The sequence below is a fragment of the Arthrobacter alpinus genome, assembly GCF_900105965.1.
In the GTDB taxonomy this organism is placed as follows: Bacteria; Actinomycetota; Actinomycetes; order Actinomycetales; family Micrococcaceae; genus Specibacter; species Specibacter alpinus.
The window spans coordinates 16,652-37,382 of sequence record NZ_FNTV01000001.1; the positions used below are offsets into that span (position 1 = coordinate 16,652).

Genomic DNA, 20,731 nt, shown 5'->3' on the forward strand with positions numbered 1-20,731 from the left:
GCCACCGCGCGTGGCTAGGCTTGGCCGGTGATCTTTAAACGTGCGACGACGACCGGCAGCAGTTCTTTCAGCCGCGCCTTGGCGCTTTTGGTCGCCGGCACGTATTTCATGGAGATTCTTGATGGCACCATCATCGCCACGGCCGCGCCCGGCATTGCCGCAGATCTAAGCGTCCGTCCGGTCGATATCAACCTGGCCATGACCGCGTACCTGATCACGCTGGCGGTGGGCATCCCCATCAGCGGTTGGCTGGCCGAGCGATTTGGAGCCAGGAAAGTTTTTACGGTAGCCATTGCCGTCTTCACAATCGCGTCCTTGTTGTGTGCGCTCAGCCCAAACCTTGCTGTCCTGTGTGGTTCCCGTATGCTCCAAGGTCTTGGTGGAGCCATGATGGTCCCGGTGGGCAGGCTCGTGGTTTTGCGCGATGCCGACAGGAAAGAGTTCCTCGAAGCCATCGCCTACCTGACCTGGCCGGCCCTCATTGCGCCTGTTCTGGCCCCGGTCCTCGGTGGACTCTTGGTCACCTACGCCAGTTGGCACTGGATCTTCCTGATCAACGTGCCCCTTGGGATTCTCGCCTTCCTTGTGGCACTCAAGGTTGTGCCTGACATCCGTGCCCGCAGGGTCCCGCCACCGGATTGGGTTGGATTCATCCTGACAGGAGCAGCGCTGGCTGCGTTGGTGATCGGCATGGAACTGGTGGGTTCGGCACCCACGCCGTGGGTCGCCGTCGTTCTTTGGCTGGTACTCGCCATTGCCTGCACGGCCGGGGCCCTGTGGTGGTTCAAGCGCTCACGGCACCCGTTGCTGGATCTGAGGGCCCTGCGCATACAAACCTTCAGGGTGGGCAATGCCGGTGGTGGCATGTATCGGCTGATTATCAACGCCGTACCGTTCCTGTTGCCGTTGATGTTCATGCTGGGATTTGGCTGGAGTGCGTTTCAGGCGGGCCTGATGACCATGGCGGTGTTTGCCGGCAATGTCCTGATCAAGCCGGCCACGTCCCCGCTCATTAGGAGCCTCGGATTCCGGAATGTCCTGCTGGTAAGCAACATCGGCGGGGCTTTGGTGCTGATGGCCTGTGCATTCCTGGGCCCGCAGACACCTTTGGCTGTGATTGCCGTGGTGCTTTTTGTCAGCGGTGTGCTGCGTTCGATCGGATTCAGCGCCTACAACACCTTGCAGTTTGCGGATGTTCCCAAGGCTCGAATGGCTGGAGCCAACACCCTTTCCTCTACGATTTCCCAGATCGCCACCGGCCTGGGCATTGCCGTGGGTGCGCTGATTTTGCGAGCCGCGCAGACGCTGCTGGAGGGAACCGCTGTCACCGACGCCGTGGTGAGCTATCAGTGGACCTTTGCGGTGTTGGGCATCATCATGATCTATCCGGTGGTGGAGGCGTTGCTCATGCACCGAAGCGGCGGAGACCAGGTGCGGACTCGGTAGCTTTTCGCTCACCGGCATTGCGAGCCGGAAGCAGCACCATCGCGGCCACCGCGGCGAGGAACATCAACACGGCCAAAACAGCCACCATCGCGCTCCAGCCGCTGTGCTGAAACACCAGGCCGGAACTCCAGCCAACCACACTCGAGCCGGCGTAATAGCTGAGGTTGTACAGCGAGGAAGCCTGGGCCCGGCCCGTGGTGGCCAAGGCTCCTGTCCAGCCCGAGGCGATACTGTGCGCACCGAAGAAACCAGCCGTGAACAACACCAGGCCCACCAGGATCATGACCACGGGACTGGCCAGCGTCAGGGCCAGTCCCGTGACCATGGTTGCCGTACATGCCAACAGCACGGTGCGGCGGCCCCAGCGACTTGCAAGAGATGACACTGCTTTGGAAGAGATTGTTCCCGCGAGGTAGGCCAGAAAAAGCAAGGCCACAGCCGACGCCGGAAAAAGGTAGGGCGGTGCCTCCAGCCGGAAGCCGAGGTAGTTGTAGACGCTGACGAATGTCCCCATCAGCAGGAAGGCCTGTGCGTACAAGGCCAGCAATTTGGCGTTGCGCAGCTGGGGGATCAACTTGCCCAGAACGGCACCAAAACCTTCGGTCCGCGATGGAACAAAACCCCGCGGTTTGGGGGCCAACACAAGAAAACCGGCGGCCGCAGCGGCCGCGCAGAGCGACACTGCCAGGGTGCCCATGCGCCAGCCCGCAACGTCAGCGACAGGTCCGGCCAGCAGCCGCCCGAACAGGCCGCCCAAGGTGGTGCCGGCAACGTAGGCGCCCGCGGCAGCTGCTGCGTGGCGCGGGCTGACCTCTTCGGTCAGGTAAGCAATGGCAAGGGCCGGGATCCCGCCCAACGCGGCACCCTCCAGAACGCGCAATAGCAGCAGGACCTCAAAGGTTGGAGACAGGGGGACCAGCAGCCCCAAGATGGTTGCCAGAATGACGGCCAGCCCCATGGTCCGCACGCGCCCCCAGCGGTCCGCCACAAAAGACCAGGGCAGGACGGCAACGGCAAGGCCTACCGTGGCCGCCGAAATACTGAGGGACGTCTGCGCTGCTGTGACATCCAGATCGCGGGAAAGCAGGGGCAGGATGCCTTGGAGTGAATATAGCTGCGCAAACGTTGCCACGCCCGCACATGCCAAGGCGGCTAGGACTCTGCGGTAGCCGGAGGTCCCTTGGAGATGCCCGGCCCACGAAGTGTCCGGGGCAGGCCAATTCGCACTCACTCGTGTGAGTCCTATGCGGTTCATCGGGGGGTCCTGGTCCATGTCAATCACATATTCAACCGTAGAACTCACAAATCAATGCGTCTAATGCATTGAAATTGGTTCATTTATCCATTTTTGGATGACACGCGGGTGGTGCCCATGGTTCCATGAGGCATGGACAACGACAACCACGATCTGGCCAAACTACTGCCAGCCTTGCCCATGCTCGTTGAGCTGGGGGCCAGCCGTCATGTGACTGCCACGGCCGAGGCGCTGGGGATTCCGCAGTCCACCGTGAGCCGAACATTGGCTCGCGCGGCAGAAGTTGTGGGTACGCCACTGGTGCTGCGCAAAGGGAGAGGCGTTGAGCTGACGCCGGCTGCGCTTGCCCTGATCCCGCGGGCGGCAGAGGCCCTGGAGGCGATCCGCGAAGGATTGGCCCAAGCGCGGGAAGAATCCGGGCAACAGTTTGGCCGTATCCAGGTGGCTTTTCAGCACACCTTTGGAGAGGTTGCCCTGCCCATACTTATTCGCGCGTTTGCGCAAAACCATCCGGGCGTCACGTTCGACCTGCAACAGGGGAGCCGGGCTTTTTGCCTGGATCTATTGGCCACCGGATCTGCCGACCTGGCACTTGTGGCCCCGCCTCCTGCTCCGAGCAGGACAATAGGGTCCGAGGTGCTGTATTCGGAGCCGTTGAAGTTGGTGGTTTCCAGCGGGCACCAGCTGTTTGGTTCTAGCGGGGTAAGGCTCGACGCTGTTCGGGACGAGCCTTTCATCATGCTGGAACCCGGCTACGGCATGCACTCGATTGTTGAGTCCCTGTGCCAACGCGCGGGCTTCCGTCCACGGGTGGCCTTTCAAGGCCAGGACCTGCATACGGTTCGCGGACTCGTCTCAGCGGGCTTGGGCATTGCCGTGGCACCGCCGGAAAAGTTTGTTGCCCAGGCCGCGCCCGGTGGCGGCTTGGGGTGGTGCGAGGTGGAGATCATTTGGCCCAGCGCGCATCGGGACGTGGGACTTGTCTGGCGGAACCGTGCTGATACTTCAGCCCAGGCCACCCGATTCAGGGATATGGTCCTGGGCGAGGGGCGGGATCTGTTGGGTGCGTCCCAATCCAGCACTGGATTGGGACGCGACCAGCGGAGCGCTGGCTAGCGCAGGACTACAGTCCGGTTCCCTGACAGGATGATTCGGCCTTCGGCATGCCAACGCACGGCATTGGTGAGTGCCTTGCACTCTGCATCCTTGCCAACTGCAACGAGATCCGCAGGGCTGTACGTGTGGTCCACGTCGATGACTTGTTGGGCGATGATTGGGCCTTCGTCCAGTTCGGCATTGACGTAGTGGGCCGTTGCACCTACCGTCTTGACGCCACGATCGTAGGCCTGGTGGTACGGCTTGGCGCCCTTGAAGCTTGGCAGGAAGGAGTGATGGATGTTGATGGCCCGTCCGGATAGTACAGACGTAAGGTTGTCGCTGAGAACCTGCATGTAGCGTGCCAGAACAACCAGCTCAACCTGGTACTCCTCGACCAGTGCCAGCAACTCTGCTTCGGCGGCTGGCTTCGTTTCAGGCGTTACTGGGATGTGGTGGAACGGGATGCCGTGCCAATCAACCAGGTCCTTGTGGGTCTCGTGATTGGATACGACGGCAACAATTTCCACCGGCAATTCACCGGTTCGGGCGCGAAAAAGCAGATCGTTGAGGCAATGGCCAAATTTCGAGACCATGACCATGATGCGTTCCTTGCGGCCCTGCGGTTCAAGACGCCAATTCATGCCCCATTGCTGGGCCACCGGCCCGAATTCGTGCCGGAGGTCGTCAGGACTTGGCCCATCAGTTCCGGCTATGAAGTGAACTCTCATGAAGAAGTGCCGCACCTGCTGGTCACCAAATTGCTTGATGTCCACGATGTAGCATCCGTGGTTCAGCAGGTACTGCGCCACGGCGTGCACGATGCCCGGAGATTCGGTGCAATCAAGAGTGAGGATGAATGCCCCACCCTCCTGAGGATTCGCAGGAGCAATGTCCGACGGCGTCAGCGGACCGGTGCTCATTTTCCTGCCGAACTCTCAGCTCCGAGTTGGCTCTGCGCGTTGACTCGTTCAGATTCAAGGTCTTCCTTGAACTTCGCGTAGCGGGCCCGGTGACTGGGCGTCTTGCCGACGAGGTACCAAACCACCGCGAGGGCAATAAACCAGATGGGTGTCACCAGCAGGGCAATGAGCGTATCCACCTGAGTGGTCAGGGCCCACAAGACAAAGGCAAAGAAGGCGAAGACAACGTAGACCATGGGAATGCCGCCAGGCATTTTGAACTTCGAGGATTCATGCAGTTCGGGGCGGCGCCGGCGGAAGGCGAGGTAGCTGGCCAGAATGATGGACCAGACAAAGACGAAGCAGACGGCGGCCACGGTTGTGACCATTTCAAAGGCCTTGCTGACGTCCTCGCCAACGTACAGCAACACGATGCTGGAGAGGAGCAAAACGCAGGAGAGGAACAGCGCATTGTTGGGGACCTTGCGCTTGGACAACTTGGAAAACCGGAAAGGGGCATCGCCTTCCTGCGCCAGGCCGTAGACCATGCGGGAGGTGGAGTAGATGCCGGAGTTGGCTGAGGACATCGCGGACGTGAGGACCACAAGATTGATGATGGTGGCGGCCGCTCCGAGTCCCGCCATGGAGAACATGGCGATGAAGGGGCTTTGGCCTGCGGCGAACTGCGTCCAGGGAATGACCGACATCAGAATAACCAAGGCGCCTACATAGAAAAGCAGGACGCGGATGGGAATGGAGTTGATGGCCTTGGGCAGGTTCTTTTCCGGATCCTTGGCCTCGGCTGCTGTGGTTCCCACGAGCTCAATGCCCACGAAGGCAAAGACGGCGATCTGGAATCCGGCGACAAAGCCCATGAATTCATTGGGGAAGAGTCCGCCGTGGCTCCACAGGTTCGTGAAGCTGGCCGTTCCGGTTTCAGATTGGAAACGGCTGAAGATCATGAACAAGCCCACACCGATCAGGGCGACAATTGCAACGATCTTGATGAGGGCAAACCAAAATTCCGTTTCGCCAAAGGCCTTCACGGTGGTCAGGTTCAGGACCAGCAGAATTCCGATGGTGACTACCCCGGGGACCCACAGCGCGATCCCCGGCAAGAGCACCTCCGAGTAGGCTGCGATGGCGATGACATCGGCGATCCCGGTGATGACCCAGCAGAACCAATACGTCCAGCCGGTGAAGAACCCGGCCCAGGGACCCAGCAGGTCCGCGGCGAAGTCGCTAAAGGATTTGTAGTGGAGATTGCTCAGGAGCAGCTCTCCCATGGCCCGCATCACGAAGAACAGCATGAAGCCGATGATCATGTACACAAATATCACTGATGGTCCGGCTGCCGAGATGGTCTTTCCGGAGCCCATAAACAGTCCGGTTCCGATGGCGCCGCCGATGGCGATGAGCTGGATATGCCGGTTGCTCAGTTGCCGCTCAAGGTGGGGCTCGGCATCGGGTGTGGTGATGGATTGGTGGATCGTCAAAGGAAGGCCCTTCGTTTAGGTGGCAGGGTGCACCACGAAGATTTGCTTCCTCCCCACTCTGTCTTGGACCTGAGAGTTTCCGCGTTTCCTTAGCAATCAAGGGGACGCTTGCACCTTCGGTGAGCCCGGATGTTCGGGCTGCTTTCCAGAGTTGCCTCGCCACGGCGGTACATGGGCCTGAGAGATTCCCGGGGAGGGTTTGCTCCTTCGGCGCCCACTGGATGTCTGCGCTACACGCAGATGTACCGGCGGAACTCTCCCGCCGCGGATCATAGGCACTTCAACAACTATATTGGTGACGCGAGTCACAGATTATCCTGTGCCGTCACCGCGTGCAAGACGCGTCCGGCATGTGATGAAACTTCCCGCCGACGCGCTGCCTGGAGACGGTTCATCGAGTGGACATTGTTTGGCTGGCCGCCAGACGTCGTGTAATGTGTGCTTCGAATCACCCAAATTTTAATATGCCTTTTGAACCGTGGCGGGAGAGTCCTCCCAGCAATGTGGCGGCGCCGTAGGAGCAAATCCTCCCCAGGAATCTCTCAGGCCCCCGTACCGTCATGGCGAGGCAACTCTGGAAAGCAGTCCATAAATTGTGGGCTCACCGACGGTGCAAAGTGGCTGAATAATCCACGGAATCTCTCAGGTCCAAGACAGAGCGGGGAGGAACCCCACCCATGCCGTACCTCTTGGTCCGGCCGTATCTTGGAGTTCCTGATGACGATCTCGTCCCGCCCCACAGTGTTTGCAGACCGGCATATTGGTGCCCGCCAGCAGTCCCACATCGAGACCATGCTCAAGGCCATTGGCTATGACAGCGTCGATTCCCTCGTGGACACGGCCGTTCCTGATTCCATTCGCCAGGCCAAGCCCTTGGAACTGAAGTCCGCGCTGAGTGAAGTAGAGGTTCTTGCCGAACTTCGTGGCCTCGCCGCCAAGAACATCACGGCCGTGCAGCTGATCGGCCAGGGCTACTACAACACCGTGACCCCGCCGGTGATCATGCGCAACATCCTTGAGGCCCCGGCCTGGTACACGGCGTACACGCCCTACCAGCCCGAGATTTCCCAGGGCCGTCTCGAGGCGCTGTTGAACTTCCAGACCATGGTGAGCGACCTGACCGGTTTGCCCGTGGCAAACGCGTCACTGCTCGATGAAGCAACCGCCGTGGCCGAGGCTGTGCTGCTTATGCGTCGCGCCAACAAGTCCAAGACCGCTGCCAACGGCAAGACTGTTTTGGACGCAGACCTGCTGCCCCAGACCATCGCCATCGTCAAGGGCCGCGCTGAAGCGCTCGGCTTCGAGGTGGAAGTTGCCGATCTGGCCCAGGGACTGCCCGACGGCGACATCAACGGTGTGGTTCTCCAGCAGCCAGGTGTTTCAGGGCGCGTCTTCAACCACGCTCCCGTCATCGCAGAAGCCAAGGAACGCGGCGCGCTCGTCACGGTTGCCGCCGATCTGCTGGCACTGACCCTGATCACCCCTCCCGGTGAGCAGGGCGCGGACATCGCCGTCGGAACAGCGCAGCGCTTTGGTGTTCCCCTCTTCTTCGGCGGCCCGCACGCCGCCTACATGGCCGTCCGCAACGGCATGGAGCGTTCACTGCCCGGCCGAATTGTTGGTGTCTCCACCGACAACACCGGCCTGGCCGCATACCGTCTGGCCCTCCAGACCCGCGAGCAGCACATCCGCCGCGAGAAGGCCACCTCCAACATCTGCACGGCACAGGCACTGCTGGCGATTGTGGCCTCCATGTACGCCGTCTACCATGGCCCCTCAGGCTTGAAGGCCATCGCCGAAACGGTCAACGGCCACGCCCGCACCTTGGCAGCGGCACTGCAGGCCTCCGGCGTCGAGCTGGCACACACCTCCTTCTTTGACACCCTCACGGTCAAGGTTCCGGGACGCGCTAGCGCACTCGTGGCCTTGGCCGAAAAGGATGGCATCAACCTTCGCCCCATCGATGCTGACCATGTTGGCATCTCTGTGGATGAAACCACGACGGCGGACATCGTGGCTCGCGTCGCCGCCGTGTTTGGTGCCGCACCGGCCGGAGACGGCACGGATCAGGGCAGCGTTTCTGACTTCGCGCTGGCCGCAGACACCGTTCGTGGCTCGGATTTCCTGACTCACCCCGTGTTCAACACCCACCGCTCCGAAACCCAGATGCTGCGTTACATCCGACGCCTCAGTGACCGCGACCTGGCCCTTGATCGCACCATGATCCCGTTGGGCTCGTGCACCATGAAGCTCAACGCCACGGCCGAGATGGAAGCCATGTCCTGGCCGGGATTCGCCTCCATCCACCCGTTCGCACCGGATTCCCAGACCGAAGGCTGGCGTGAACTAATCGGTGCACTTGAAGCCGATCTGGCCGAGATCACCGGTTACGACCAGGTCTCCATCCAGCCCAACGCCGGCTCACAGGGCGAGCTCGCAGGCCTGCTGGCCATCCGCGGCTACCACCTCTCCCGTGGCGACGAGCAGCGCACCATCTGCCTCATTCCGCAGTCTGCCCACGGCACCAACGCCGCCTCGGCTGTGCTGGCCGGCATGAAGGTTGTTGTTGTGGCCACGGCTGCTGACGGCACCATCGATCACGCCGATTTGAACGCCAAGATTGAAATCCACAAGGATCAGCTCTCGGCCATCATGATCACCTACCCGTCCACGCACGGCGTGTACGACGCCGATGTGCGCGAGGTGTGCGATGCGATCCACGCAGCCGGCGGCCAGGTCTACGTTGACGGTGCCAACCTGAACGCCCTTGTGGGCCTTGCCCAGCCCGGAAAGTTCGGCGGCGACGTCAGCCACCTGAACCTGCACAAGACCTTCTGCATCCCGCACGGCGGTGGCGGCCCCGGCGTGGGCCCCGTTGCAGCCAAGGCCCACCTGGCACCCTTCATGCCCGGCGATGCCAACGCGGCCTCACACGATGGTGCCGGAATCCCGATCTCAGCCTCACGCTTCGGCTCGGCCGGCGTTCTGCCCATCTCCTACGCCTACGTCAAGCTCATGGGCGGCAAGGGACTTACCGAGGCCACGAAGTCGGCGCTGCTCGCGGCGAACTACATTGCCGCCCAGCTCAACGAGCACTTCCCGGTCCTCTACACGGGTGCCGGAGACCTGGTTGCGCATGAGTGCATCCTGGATCTGCGCGATCTCACCGCCAAGACCGGAGTCACGGCAGAAGACGTGGCCAAGCGCCTCATCGACTACGGTTTCCATGCTCCCACCCTGTCCTTCCCGGTGGCCGGCACCTTGATGGTTGAACCGACCGAGTCCGAGGATCTGGCTGAGATCAACCGCTTCATTGCCGCCATGATCAGCATCCGTGCGGAAATCGACCAGGTTGCCGAAGGCGCCTTCACATTGGTGGACAGCCCGCTGCGCAACGCTCCCCACACGGCAGCTGCCGTTGTGGATTCCAACTGGGACCGCGGCTACCCGCGTGAACAGGCAGTGTTCCCCGTGGACAACCTGCGCCAGGACAAGTACTTCCCGCCGGTTGGCCGCATCGATGGCGCCGCCGGTGACCGCAACCTGGTCTGCTCCTGCCCTCCTCTCGAAGACTTCGCCGAAGAATTCGCCAACTAACACCGCAAAGGAATTCCCATGACTGAGAACCACACAGCCCTTTACGGCGAGCACCAGAAGGCCGGCGCGTCATTCACCGACTTCGGTGGCTGGCAGATGCCATTGAAGTACTCCTCCGAGTTGGCTGAGCACCACGCGGTCCGCACCGCAGCTGGCCTCTTCGACCTCTCCCACATGGGTGAAGTTTGGGTGAGCGGCCCCGACGCCGCAGCCTTCCTTGACTACGCATTGGCTGGCAAGTTGTCAGCTGTGGCAGTGGGCAAGGCCAAGTACTCGCTCATCTGCAACGCAGACGGCGGCATCATTGACGACCTGATCTCTTACCGCCGCAGCGATGAGTTGTACCTGGTTGTACCCAACGCCGGCAATGCCGCGACTGTTGCTGGCCTGTTGGCCGAGCGTGCCGCAGGTTTTGACGTGCAGGTTCAGGACGTCTCCGCGCAGACATCGTTGATCGCCGTTCAGGGCCCCAACGCCGAAGCCATCCTGTTGACCCTGGTACCGGCCGATCAGCACTCACTCGTCACGGAGCTGAAGTACTACGCGGCCGTTGAGGTGGGCATCACCGTCGGCGGCACTGTGCAGGAACTGCTGCTGGCACGTACGGGTTACACCGGCGAAGACGGCTTCGAGATCTACCTCCCCAATGACGACGCCGCCGCCTTGTGGCAGGCGCTCCTGGCCAACGGCCAGGACCAGGGGCTGATCCCGGCAGGCTTGGCCTCCCGTGACTCGCTTCGCCTGGAAGCTGGCATGCCGTTGTACGGCAACGAGCTTTCCGTAGGCGGCCACGCGTACTCCGCAGGATTGGGCCCGGTGGTCTCCCTCGCCAAGGAAAGCGACTTCGTTGGCAAGGCTGCCTTGGCTGCCATCAAGGAAGCGGGCGACGGCGTCTCCACTGGCCGCAAGCTCGTTGGCCTCAAGGGTGCCGGCCGCCGTGCGGCCCGTGGCCACTACCCGGTGCTCAAGGATGGCGTCACGATTGGTGAAGTCACCTCGGGCCAGCCCAGCCCCACCCTCGGCTACCCCGTGGCCATGGCCTACGTTGACGTAGCTCACGCAGAAGTTGGAACCCAGCTCGACGTGGATCTGCGCGGCAAGGCAGAACCGTTCGAAGTTGTTGCACTGCCGTTCTACAAGCGCCAAAAGTAACACCTGCCTGGTCTGTCGCCGGGGTCGCACTTGTCGAGACCCCGGCAACGGACCGGCGCTTTCGCGAAGGCCGAACTCGTGACGCAGCGACGACGGAGCCGGTGTTTTCGAAGGCGACGTAAAGGAGGCCCCCAAGGCCGTCCGCGGCCGACGGGCCGGATGGTCGCCGAGGAAATTCCGGTCCGTCGGCGCACCCACCACATTTTTACCAGACGAATTGAAAGGTTTACCCCATGAGCAAAGTAGCTCCTGAACTGAAGTACTCCGCCGAACACGAGTGGATCGCGGCCGATGGTTCCGGTCCCTCCACGATCGGTGTCTCTGCTGTTGCAGCCGACGCCTTGGGCGACATTGTGTACGTTGACTTGCCCGAGGCCGGGTCCACCGTCACGGCAGGCGAAACGTGTGGCGAGATCGAATCCACCAAGTCCGTCTCCGACCTGTTTTCCCCGGTGACCGGCGTCGTCACCGAAGTAAACACCGCCGTCGTCGATGACCCTGCCGTGGTCAACGCAGACCCTTATGGAGCCGGCTGGCTCTTCAAGGTTGAAGTTGAGTCCGTTGGTCCGCTGCTCAGCGCTGAAGAGTACGCAGCTTCCAATGGTGGCGAGCTGTGAGCGGCGTAAGCTCCACCGCGGATTCCGCGGTGGACTTCCTTCAAGTGGTCTCGCCGAGCCTCGATGCCCAGCTTTCAGCATTGGATCCCGAAGTAGCCGTTGCGATTGACGCCGAACTGAATCGCCAGCGCACCGGCTTGGAAATGATTGCTTCGGAAAACCACACAGCGGCGGCCGTCATGGCTGCCCAGGGCTCGGTTTTGACCAACAAGTACGCAGAGGGTTACCCGGGCCGCCGATACTACGGCGGTTGCGAGCACGTCGACGTGATTGAGAAGTTGGCCATTGACCGGGTCAAGGCCCTGTTCGGCGCCGAGTACGCCAACGTTCAGCCGCACTCCGGTGCTCAGGCAAATGCCTCGGTCATGCACGCACTCATCAAGCCCGGCGATACCATCATGGGCCTGAACCTGGCCCATGGCGGACACCTGACGCACGGCATGAAGATCAACTTCTCCGGCAAGCTCTACAACGTGGTCCCGTACCAGGTTCGCGAAGATACGCACCAGGTTGATATGGCCGAAGTTGAGCGCCTGGCACTGGAACACAAACCGGCCTTGATCGTTGCCGGCTGGTCGGCCTACGCCCGCCAGCTCGACTTCGCCGAATTCCGCCGCATCGCCGACTTGGTGGGTGCCTACCTCATGGTGGACATGGCTCACTTCGCCGGACTCGTGGCCGCGGGCCTGCACCCCTCACCGGTGCAGCACGCCCACGTCACCACCTCCACCACGCACAAGACCCTGGCCGGTCCGCGCGGCGGCATCATCTTGAGCAACGACGAAGCCGTGGCCAAGAAGATCAACTCCGCTGTCTTCCCCGGACAGCAGGGTGGCCCGCTGGAGCACGTGATTGCCGGCAAGGCTGTGGCCTTCAAGATTGCCGCGTCACCGGAATTCAAGGAGCGTCAGGAACGAGTTCTGGCCGGTGCCCGGATTCTGGCCGAGCGCCTGATCCAGCCCGATGTCGCTGCCAAAGGAATCTCCGTGATTTCCGGCGGTACAGATGTGCACCTGGTGCTGGTTGACCTGCGCCATTGCGATCTCAACGGTCAGGAAGCAGAAGACCGCCTGGCCGCGATTGACATCACCGTCAACCGCAACGCCGTGCCGTTCGATCCCCGTCCGCCCATGGTGACCTCGGGGTTGCGCATTGGTACGCCGGCCTTGGCGACCCGCGGATTCGGCGAGGCTGCGTTTGTTGAAGTGGCAAACATCATTGCCGAGGCGCTCATCACGGACGCCGCAGCGGATCTCTCGGAATTGCGCGCACGCGTGCAGGCCCTCGCCGCTGCTCACCCGTTGTACCCGTCCGTAGGGAATCTTTCCTAGCGGTACAGTTGCTCACTGCGGTGGCCACCTTGGAGGGTGTCCATCGCAGTGACCGGCCATACTTGCACCGACGTGGTGCATGCGGCCCTCCGGCCGAATTCGCACCGGAGTAGTATTTGCACTTGAGTGAGGTACTCACATGTCTGTAGGCGTTTTTGACTTGTTTTCCGTGGGAATTGGCCCGTCCAGTTCCCATACTGTGGGGCCCATGAGGGCCGCCGCAGCCTTTGCACGTGAGCTTGCAGCGAAGGGCTTGCTCGAGAGCGTGGCAAGTGTTCGCGTCGACCTCTATGGCTCGCTGGCCGCCACCGGCCGGGGCCACGGCACCATGACCGCAGTGCTTCTGGGCCTTGAAGGGCGCGAGCCAGAACTGATTCTTCCCGCCGAGGTGGAATCCCGACTGGCCGCCTTTGCCACCGGAGAACCGCTGCTGCTGGGCGGCAGCGTTGCCCTTTCCTATGGTGCCGATGACATCATCTTGCACCCCCTGACCATTTTGCCCCGGCACACCAATGGTGTGAAGTTCAGTGTGGGCGATGAAGCTCAGACGCTGTTGCACGAGGCCACCTACTTCTCCGTTGGCGGCGGGTTCATCATTCGGGAGGGCGCCGTTGACGAGGCTGTGGCAGAGCTGGAATCCTCCAAGGCGCTCCTGCCGTACCCGTTCCGCACCGCTGCCGAATTGCTGGCACATTGCGAAACAACAGGCGGGAACTTCAGCGACGTCATGCTTGCCAACGAGCTTGTGGAGCGTAGCGAAGATGAGGTCCGTAGCGGTCTGCTGCACATTCGCGACGTCATGGAAGAGTGCAAGGATGCCTCTTTGACCCGTGAAGGTTTGCTGCCCGGTGGCTTAGGCGTCCGACGTCGGGCCCCAGGTTGGCATAAGCGCCTCCGTGAGGAGGATACCGACAGGGATCCAAAGTTCTGGCAGGAGTGGGTCAACCTCGTGGCGCTGGCCGTCAACGAGGAAAACGCGTCCGGCGGGCGCGTGGTTACTGCCCCCACCAACGGTGCGGCCGGCATCATCCCGGCCGTCATGTTCTACGCGACCCACTACACCGACGGCATGCGCAATGCGCCCAAGGAGGCCATTGACGCCGTCGTGGTTAAATTCCTGCTGGCTGCCGGCGCCGTCGGGGTGCTGTACAAGGAACAGGCTTCCATCTCCGGCGCCGAGGTTGGTTGCCAGGGCGAGGTTGGATCGGCGTCGTCCATGGCGGCGGCAGGCCTGGCCGAGGTCATGGGTGGCACACCGCAACAGGTGGAAAACGCCGCCGAGATTGCCATGGAACACAACTTGGGACTGACGTGCGATCCCATTGGCGGGTTGGTGCAGGTTCCATGCATCGAGCGCAATGCGATTGCTGCCGCGAAGGCCATCAACGCCGCGAAGATGGCTCTGTGGGGAGATGGCCAGCACCGCGTCTCTCTCGATGAAGTCATCATCACGATGCGTGAAACGGGACGCGACATGTCCTCCAAATACAAGGAAACAGCCATGGGCGGACTCGCCGTCAACGTGGTGGAATGCTAAATCCAACAGCAGTCGGCGCATCTTCCGTGCCGGGCGAAGGAGTTTTTTCATGACGTTGGCACCCGAGGGACGTAAGTTGCTGCGTATTGAGCAGCGTAATGCTGCTGTTCCGGTTGAGCGTAAGCCGGAGTGGATGAAGGCCAAGGTCGAGATGGGCCCGGAGTTCATCGCGATGAAGAACCTGGTCAAGGGCCAGGGCCTGCACACCGTGTGTGAAGAGGCCGGCTGCCCGAATATTTTTGAGTGCTGGGAAGACCGTGAGGCGACATTCCTCATCGGTGGCTCCGAATGCACGCGGCGCTGTGACTTCTGCCAGATCGACACGGGCAAGCCGTCCCCGATTGACCGGTTCGAGCCCACGAAGGTCGCCCGGTCCGTGGTGAAGATGAACCTGCGCTATGCCACGGTGACGGGGGTGGCCCGTGACGACCTGGCCGATGAGGGTGTCTGGTTGTACGCCGAGACGGTGCGGAAGATTCACGAACTGAACCCGAACACGGGGGTGGAGTTGTTGATCCCTGATTTCTCCGGCAAGCCCGAGCACATTACGGCGATCTGTGAGTCCAAGCCCGAGGTGTTCGCACACAATGTGGAGACGGTGCCAAGGATTTTCAAGCGGATCCGTCCCGCGTTCCGGTATGAGCGTTCCCTGGATGTGATTAGCCAGGGTCGTGATCATGGGATGGTGACGAAGTCCAACCTGATCCTGGGCATGGGTGAGACCCGGGAGGAAATCTCTCAGGCGCTGCAGGATCTCCATGACGCCGGGACGGATCTGATCACGATCACCCAGTACCTGCGTCCTTCCGAGCGGCACCTGCCGGTGGATCGTTGGGTGAAGCCGCAGGAATTCCTTGAGCTCTCGGCCGAGGCTGAGGAGATGGGGTTCCTGGGTGTCATGAGTGGGCCGTTGGTGCGTTCCTCCTACCGGGCGGGGCGTTTGTGGGCCACGGCCATGCGGAAAAAGGGTCGCGACATCCCCGAACACCTCGCGCACATCGCCGAAGGCATCGAAGATTCCGGTCATACCCGCCAGGAAGCCGCCTCCCTGATCGCAAGCCACTAGCCATGGCTGCGGGTTTCGGGGCAGATTCAGGCAGCGGTTTGGGCGATCCGGCAGAACAGCCGGCGCTGCCCTCGCGCGTGGAAATCATTCCAACCGCCGGCATCGTGGAATCGGTGGTTGCCCAGCTTCCCGCTGGCACAACCGTCACGGTGACGTGTTTGCCCAACCACGGGATTGAGCGAACCGTGGCGGCGTCGCTTGAACTTGCCGGTCACGGCTACAACGTTGTCCCGCACCTTGCCGCGCGGTCCATTGGATCGCGCGAACAGCTTGCATCCATTCTGCGTGATTGCCGCGCGGCAGGGATTGCTGAGGTGTTCGCCATTGGGGGCGACAAGGCGCAAGCAGCGGGCCCGTATGACTCGAGTGACGTACTGGTCCGTGACATCGCAGAATTAGGCAGTGGGAACTTTCGGATCGGGGTGGCCGGTTATCCCGAAGGGCACCCGAATATCAGTGACCAGCAGTTGCTGGACTCGTTGCGGGCCAAGGCAGACGTTGCAGACCGCATCGTGACCCAGATGTGTTTCTCTGCTGAGCTGATTGGCACGTACGCGGCCATGCTGCGGACCGAAGGAATTACGATTCCGGTTTGGGCTGGCGTTGCAGGATTCGTGCCGCGCACCAAGCTGATTTCCCTGGCCACCAAAATTGGTGTGGGAAGCTCCCTGCGTTTCATCAGCGGCAAGGGCGCCTTGGGATTGCGATTGATGGGTGGCACCCGCTACAACCCGGATGCGCTCGTGGCGGAATTAACCGCCCTGCCAACACCTCCGGCAGGCATCCACCTTTATAGCTTCAACAACGTGGGAAGCCACGCCCCGGTACCGGCCTGATCTGCGGGCAGGCTCGGGAGAGTGGTAAACTAAATTGTCTCGAATCTTTGTACTAGGCGGTGATGGTGTGTTTGGCATGGATCCGACTCCCAGAAGGCCGCCCGGCACGGAGGCCAGCGGTTTTCCTTCTCCTGCCCGTGACTACTTTGACGGCGGGATAGATCTCAATCGTCACCTGATCCGCGACCGCACCAGCACGTTCATCATGCGCGTTTCCGGAGACTCCATGGCAGGCGCCGGCATAGCTGACGGCGACGAAATTATTGTGGACCGGGCAGTGACTCCGCGCAACGGTTCGGTGGTGGTGGCCGTTGTCGAGGGTGAACTCCTCATCCGCCGCCTCTCCATGAACGACGGCGTGACTTCCTTGGCTACCCAACCCGCCAATGCCTCATCCCCGGCAATGCTGCAAGATGTTGTGGGTGAGGCTGCATTCTGGGGCGTCGTAACCCGGTGCCTGCACCACGTGTAAGCTCCACTTTTTCGCTAAGCGGGGATTGCTTTAGATTTGTTCCTCCTGGTAGCTGAACCCGAGCGGTAATAAGTCGCTCGCGAGTACACTCACGAGTCCTTCCGGGGCTGGCATAATCACGCGCATGGATGGAAAATAATCAGCGAATATTTGCCGGTCACGTCCGCAAGGGCTTTTCACGCCACGCCCATGATTGCCCACGGCCACGATGTGAGTTGGCTGGGTGGCGCCCGCGGCGCGCGCCGACCCGAGGGCGACTAGCTCCGCGCACGGGCCGCCGGTGAAATGAAATAGGTTCACGCCACTAAATGTCCGGCCGTCTACTGTTCGGACTGCAGCGCCCATCGTGTGAATGCCGTCTTCGCCCGGACCGGCATCCGTGGCGGCGTCAATTGTTGCCCGCGCAACCTTTATGAGGTCAAGCTCGTGGTCTGAGAGCGGGCGCGCGGAGGGCGGAAGATTAGTGGCCATGGTGAGAGCTTAGTAGTCCAAGTTCAGGAGGCGATGCGATCCACCTGCTGGATGGCGTTGGTTCTTCCTCCGGCCGCGCCCAGGGATGGGTTGATGGCGGCCCAGACTTCGTCAAGTGACAGCCCGAGCGCGGCGGCAATGGCCGCGATCGTGGAGAATGCGGGCGTGGCAATGCGGCCGGTTTCGATCTTGCGAAGTGTCTCGGGAGAAATTTCCGCGGCCACTGCCACATCCAAGATGGAGCGGTCCTTGCGTGCCCGGCGCAGGAGCGCGCCGAGTAGTTGTCCGCGTTCAAGCTCGGCGGCAGTGAGTGGAAGTCTGACCATGCGTCCAATTATAGTACCGGTATAGTATTACCGGTATAGTTATTGGTTTCTTGGAAGGGAACTGCAAATGATCGAGATTTTTAGTCCAACGGACCTCGAGCGGGCCAAGGCAAGCGGACGGTTCATCGCCACAACTCTCCAGAGCCTGCAAGACCGCGTCGAAGTCGGCACAAACTTGCTGGAGATTGATGAATGGACCAAGGAGATGATCTCCCAGGCGGGAGCTACGTCCTGCTACGTTGACTATGACCCTTCCTTTGGCGACGGACCCTTTGGGCACTACATCTGCACCTCCGTCAACGATGCCGTCTTGCATGGCATGCCGCATGACTATGCCCTCAAAAACGGTGACCTGCTCACCCTTGATCTGGCCGTCTCCCTCAACGGAATCGTGGCCGATGCGGCCATCAGCTTCACGGTTGGGGAATTGGCTGACCCGGCTGACGTGAAAATGATCGAAGCCACCCAGCGAGCCCTAGCAGCCGGTATTGCCGCGGCTCAACCTGGTGCGCGCATCGGAGACATCTCTCATGCCATCGGGTCCGTTCTGACTGCAGCCGGGTTCCCCGTCAATACTGATTTTGGTGGCCACGGCGTGGGAACAACCATGCATCAGGAGCCGCATATTTCCAACGCGGGCCGACCTGGTGAGGGATACAAGCTCCGCCCTGGCCTGCTGTTGGCCATTGAACCCTGGATCATGGCTGACACGGCCGAACTTGTCACTGACGCTGATGGCTGGACCCTTCGCAGCGTAACGGGAAGCCGCACCGCCCACACCGAACACACCATAGCCATTACGGATAAGGGGCCCGTCATCCTCACCACCGTGGACTGACGCCTCCCGACATGGATGCTCCTTGCTCGGGCTGCTTGGGCTCTTGAGCTCCGGGGCAGTGGGTCTGGTGTTTATGCTGGGTTGCTCTGGCCTAGGGAGGGGTTTTCGAGTGCGTGTTGGATGGCTTCTTGGATGAGGATTTCTTCCTCCTCGGCGTTGGCTGGGAAGAAGCCGGGTGGGGGTTCGGGCATGCCTGCCGGTCCCCAGCTGCCGTCGTCTTCTGGTGTGTCCAGTAGTTCTTGTTCCCAGTGGTGTTCAGATTGCTCTGCGAGCTTTTGTGCGAGCTTGGCGTCCATGCCCGTCTTGATCCACTTCGGGTAGGCGGGAGCTTGCTCGAGTTCCGGTTCCGGAGGGCAGTACCGTCCGGAGGGTGAGGTCCAGGAAACGCGGCCGTCTTCTGCGCGTCTGGGTGTCCAGCCGCGCAGGTGGAGATTGTTCCGTTCGGGTTCGTTGATGGATCGATACTGGCCGTCATGGTTTTTGTCGTCTTTGAAGTGCTTCATGTGGTGGTGGCGTTTGCAGAGATGTTCGAGGTTTGCTGGGGTGGTTTTCCCGCCTGCGTTGAAGGCTTGGATATGGTCGATCTCGGAGGTGGAGGCTTTCGCGTTGCAGCCGGGGAATTGGCAGTATTCATCCCTGATGCGCAGCATGGTCCGCATCGTTTTGGTGATCCGGTAGCAATCCATGCCCGCCTCGAGGGGTTTGTTGCTGATGGGATCGACCAGGAGCCGGTAGATGCTTGGCGCGGATTCACTCATTCTTCGGGCGATGTCCATGCTGATGGGTCCGGCGCCTTCCATCCACGCCGGCTCATTCGTAAGCCCCAATAGCGAGAATACGGGAATCAGCACGACAGGTAGTGCCTGTGGCAGCGGCGGATACTGGGTGTTGTGGCCGTTGTTGGGTTCCGCACCGGGGTCTGTTTCGGGTTCCTCACCGGGTGGTGCTTGAGACTGGGTGGGGAGAGCCGTGGGGAGGGGTTCGAGGCGGATGACGTCTAGTCCTGGATGCCACTGCGGATTGTTTCTGATGTCCGGTTCCCTGAACCCGGGGGAGGAGTAATCGGGGTCGTCAAAGACCGGAGTCACCCCTTGTTCTAGGGTGAAGGCGCCGTGATGCGGGTCGGGGAATTCTCCGACAGTGCAAGGATCGGGCTCCGTCGGTGCAAACCACGGATCCCCAGCATGAGCGCTGGCACCTGGATCAGCGACGTCGTCGATATTTGTCTCGGGGGCGGGGCGGTAGATGTGGTTCTCGCTCATGGTTTGGTTCAGGAGCAGGGCTGCGGCCACGTCTGCGCGTAGTTGGGTCAGTGTCCGGGTTTCGTGGGGGCCTTGAGCCGCGGTGGCGGTCAGGGTGCATTGGTCCCAGATCGCCTCGATCGCGGGGGAGGGTGCGTAGAGGCTGAGCCAGGACATGCCATCGGTGCTGTGAGTGATCCCGAGCCGGCGGTCGGTGTAGGCGTGGCGGGTGCGGGCGGGGATGGTTTCCGGGTGGGAGCGTTCCCGCAGGCGACGTGCTTTCTCACGAAAGCTCCGCAAGGTACTGCCCTCAGCCTTGCTTAGGAGTTGTTGCTCAAACCCGGCCACGGTTTCCGTGTCGAGGCCGGTGGCGCGCAGCAGCTCTGTTTCCTCGGCGATCACCACTGCGTAGTCCCAGCCAAGATCCCCAGCCCGCAGGGCCGTCATGGTTGCGGGGAGTTGGCGAACGAGAGTGCTGGCGTGCCCCATGAGCCTGCCGGCCGCACCTTCCGGGATGTGGAGGGTGATGGCGATTTCGGCACGGACCTGGTCCAGGGAGTGGGTGCGTTGCCAGGGATCCAGCGTCAGCAACTTCCCTTCGATCAGGGTGGTTGATTCCAGGCGGTCCACGAGCGTGATCAGCAGTGCCGCGCACTGGTTCTGATGCCGGTGCAGGGCCGCGACGGCGTGCAAGCACTGATCCATCAGGGACCGGACCCCATCCAACTGCGAATACGAGGCTGGCCCGGTTTCGCGGGGGGCCGGACGTGGGGGCAGTTCATGGAGGGCGTGGAGGCAGTGCTCGAGTGGCTCGACCCTGGGCAAGGGGAGCGCGGCAATCAGCTCCGCCACACTGGCTGTGGTGGATGAATCACCCCGAGGAACCGGGAAATCCGTTGAACTACCCATACCACAATTTTAGCAAGCATATTCTTGAAAAGCCATAGATTTGTCACCACTACTCGAATATATGTCTGGTAAATGCTTGGGGATGGGTTTCGGCAGCCTCAATCAACAGTGCTTGTTTGCGCCCTCGGTGGGGGTGTGGACTCC

17 protein-coding genes and 2 riboswitches are annotated in these 20,731 nt (G+C 61.5%); of the genes, 11 read left to right on the forward strand and 6 right to left on the reverse strand.

The window, feature by feature from the left end:
* Window positions 1-27: 27 nt before the first annotated feature.
* Window positions 28-1,446: an MFS transporter gene (locus BLV41_RS00080; protein WP_074709451.1), complete on the forward strand. Its 1,419-nt coding sequence runs from the start codon at window positions 28-30 to the stop codon at window positions 1,444-1,446.
* Here BLV41_RS00080 and BLV41_RS00085 read toward each other — a convergent pair.
* On the reverse strand, window positions 1,406-2,677 hold the full coding sequence (locus tag BLV41_RS00085; protein ID WP_244516658.1) for an MFS transporter: 1,272 nt from the start codon (window positions 2,675-2,677) through the stop codon (window positions 1,406-1,408). The two genes, BLV41_RS00080 and BLV41_RS00085, sit on opposite strands and share 41 nt — an antisense overlap.
* A gap of 156 nt (window positions 2,678-2,833) precedes the next feature.
* Here BLV41_RS00085 and BLV41_RS00090 point away from each other — a divergent pair, with 156 nt between their 5' ends.
* Window positions 2,834-3,817, forward strand: a complete 984-nt coding sequence (locus BLV41_RS00090) for a LysR family transcriptional regulator (RefSeq protein ID WP_074709453.1) — start codon at window positions 2,834-2,836, stop codon at window positions 3,815-3,817.
* Here BLV41_RS00090 and purU read toward each other — a convergent pair.
* Entirely contained in the window at window positions 3,814-4,719 is a 906-nt protein-coding gene (gene purU / locus BLV41_RS00095) for a formyltetrahydrofolate deformylase (RefSeq protein WP_083360506.1), read from the reverse strand. The genes BLV41_RS00090 and purU overlap by 4 nt on opposite strands.
* Window positions 4,716-6,194, reverse strand: a complete 1,479-nt coding sequence (gene cycA / locus BLV41_RS00100; RefSeq protein WP_074709455.1) for a D-serine/D-alanine/glycine transporter — start codon at window positions 6,192-6,194, stop codon at window positions 4,716-4,718. Before cycA ends, purU begins: the two co-directional genes overlap by 4 nt.
* Window positions 6,195-6,349: 155 nt before the next feature.
* A riboswitch (glycine riboswitch) is annotated at window positions 6,350-6,466 on the reverse strand.
* A 200-nt stretch (window positions 6,467-6,666) separates the two neighbouring features.
* A riboswitch (glycine riboswitch) is annotated at window positions 6,667-6,762 on the forward strand.
* A 149-nt stretch (window positions 6,763-6,911) separates the two neighbouring features.
* Between cycA and gcvP the strand changes: the two genes are divergently transcribed.
* From gcvP to BLV41_RS00140, 8 genes are all read left to right on the forward strand, one after another.
* Window positions 6,912-9,791, forward strand: a complete 2,880-nt coding sequence (gene gcvP / locus BLV41_RS00105; protein ID WP_074709457.1) for an aminomethyl-transferring glycine dehydrogenase — start codon at window positions 6,912-6,914, stop codon at window positions 9,789-9,791.
* Window positions 9,792-9,809: 18 nt separating this feature from the next.
* Window positions 9,810-10,943, forward strand: coding sequence for a glycine cleavage system aminomethyltransferase GcvT (gene gcvT, locus BLV41_RS00110; RefSeq protein ID WP_074709459.1), 1,134 nt, complete (start codon window positions 9,810-9,812; stop codon window positions 10,941-10,943).
* 233 nt (window positions 10,944-11,176) lie between these two features.
* Window positions 11,177-11,560, forward strand: coding sequence for a glycine cleavage system protein GcvH (gcvH, locus tag BLV41_RS00115; RefSeq protein ID WP_074709461.1), 384 nt, complete (start codon window positions 11,177-11,179; stop codon window positions 11,558-11,560).
* A gap of 29 nt (window positions 11,561-11,589) precedes the next feature.
* Window positions 11,590-12,891 (forward strand): serine hydroxymethyltransferase, encoded by a 1,302-nt coding sequence (gene glyA / locus BLV41_RS00120; RefSeq protein ID WP_170835506.1) that lies wholly within the window; start codon window positions 11,590-11,592, stop codon window positions 12,889-12,891.
* Between the two features lie 139 nt (window positions 12,892-13,030).
* Entirely contained in the window at window positions 13,031-14,428 is a 1,398-nt protein-coding gene (locus BLV41_RS00125; protein ID WP_074709463.1) for an L-serine ammonia-lyase, read from the forward strand.
* Between the two features lie 49 nt (window positions 14,429-14,477).
* The gene (gene lipA / locus BLV41_RS00130; protein WP_074709465.1) at window positions 14,478-15,494 is read left to right on the forward strand and encodes a lipoyl synthase; all 1,017 of its coding nucleotides are present in this window, start codon (window positions 14,478-14,480) and stop codon (window positions 15,492-15,494) included.
* Window positions 15,495-15,496: 2 nt separating this feature from the next.
* Window positions 15,497-16,330 (forward strand): methylenetetrahydrofolate reductase, encoded by an 834-nt coding sequence (locus BLV41_RS00135; RefSeq protein WP_083360507.1) that lies wholly within the window; start codon window positions 15,497-15,499, stop codon window positions 16,328-16,330.
* A 76-nt stretch (window positions 16,331-16,406) separates the two neighbouring features.
* The gene (locus BLV41_RS00140) at window positions 16,407-16,802 is read left to right on the forward strand and encodes a LexA family protein (RefSeq protein WP_074712992.1); all 396 of its coding nucleotides are present in this window, start codon (window positions 16,407-16,409) and stop codon (window positions 16,800-16,802) included.
* Window positions 16,803-16,832: 30 nt separating this feature from the next.
* Here BLV41_RS00140 and BLV41_RS00145 read toward each other — a convergent pair whose 3' ends face one another.
* Together BLV41_RS00145 and BLV41_RS00150 are read right to left on the reverse strand one after the other, a co-directional pair.
* Window positions 16,833-17,273 (reverse strand): cytidine deaminase family protein, encoded by a 441-nt coding sequence (locus BLV41_RS00145; protein ID WP_074709467.1) that lies wholly within the window; start codon window positions 17,271-17,273, stop codon window positions 16,833-16,835.
* 23 nt (window positions 17,274-17,296) lie between these two features.
* A complete protein-coding gene (locus BLV41_RS00150) occupies window positions 17,297-17,599 on the reverse strand; it encodes a helix-turn-helix domain-containing protein (protein WP_074709469.1) in 303 nt (100 codons plus the stop codon).
* 67 nt (window positions 17,600-17,666) lie between these two features.
* Here BLV41_RS00150 and map point away from each other — a divergent pair, with 67 nt between their 5' ends.
* Window positions 17,667-18,437 carry a type I methionyl aminopeptidase gene (map, locus tag BLV41_RS00155; RefSeq protein WP_074709471.1) on the forward strand — a complete coding sequence of 257 codons (771 nt, stop codon included), beginning with the start codon at window positions 17,667-17,669 and terminating at the stop codon, window positions 18,435-18,437.
* A gap of 71 nt (window positions 18,438-18,508) precedes the next feature.
* On the opposite strand, the gene BLV41_RS00160 is transcribed toward map, so the two are convergent.
* Window positions 18,509-20,587 (reverse strand): HNH endonuclease signature motif containing protein, encoded by a 2,079-nt coding sequence (locus tag BLV41_RS00160; RefSeq protein ID WP_074709473.1) that lies wholly within the window; start codon window positions 20,585-20,587, stop codon window positions 18,509-18,511.
* Window positions 20,588-20,731: the final 144 nt, after the last annotated feature.

Coding starts and splice junctions, on each gene's coding strand:
- BLV41_RS00090 (WP_074709453.1), top strand. CDS start 2,834: ATGGACAACGACAACCACGATCTGGCCAAACTACTGCCAGCCTTGCCC.
- purU (WP_083360506.1), bottom strand. CDS start 4,719: ATGAGCACCGGTCCGCTGACGCCGTCGGACATTGCTCCTGCGAATCCT.
- gcvP (WP_074709457.1), top strand. CDS start 6,912: ATGACGATCTCGTCCCGCCCCACAGTGTTTGCAGACCGGCATATTGGT.
- gcvT (WP_074709459.1), top strand. CDS start 9,810: ATGACTGAGAACCACACAGCCCTTTACGGCGAGCACCAGAAGGCCGGC.
- gcvH (WP_074709461.1), top strand. CDS start 11,177: ATGAGCAAAGTAGCTCCTGAACTGAAGTACTCCGCCGAACACGAGTGG.
- BLV41_RS00125 (WP_074709463.1), top strand. CDS start 13,031: ATGTCTGTAGGCGTTTTTGACTTGTTTTCCGTGGGAATTGGCCCGTCC.
- lipA (WP_074709465.1), top strand. CDS start 14,478: ATGACGTTGGCACCCGAGGGACGTAAGTTGCTGCGTATTGAGCAGCGT.
- BLV41_RS00135 (WP_083360507.1), top strand. CDS start 15,497: ATGGCTGCGGGTTTCGGGGCAGATTCAGGCAGCGGTTTGGGCGATCCG.
- BLV41_RS00140 (WP_074712992.1), top strand. CDS start 16,407: ATGGATCCGACTCCCAGAAGGCCGCCCGGCACGGAGGCCAGCGGTTTT.
- BLV41_RS00145 (WP_074709467.1), bottom strand. CDS start 17,273: ATGGCCACTAATCTTCCGCCCTCCGCGCGCCCGCTCTCAGACCACGAG.
- BLV41_RS00150 (WP_074709469.1), bottom strand. CDS start 17,599: ATGGTCAGACTTCCACTCACTGCCGCCGAGCTTGAACGCGGACAACTA.
- map (WP_074709471.1), top strand. CDS start 17,667: ATGATCGAGATTTTTAGTCCAACGGACCTCGAGCGGGCCAAGGCAAGC.
- BLV41_RS00160 (WP_074709473.1), bottom strand. CDS start 20,587: ATGGGTAGTTCAACGGATTTCCCGGTTCCTCGGGGTGATTCATCCACC.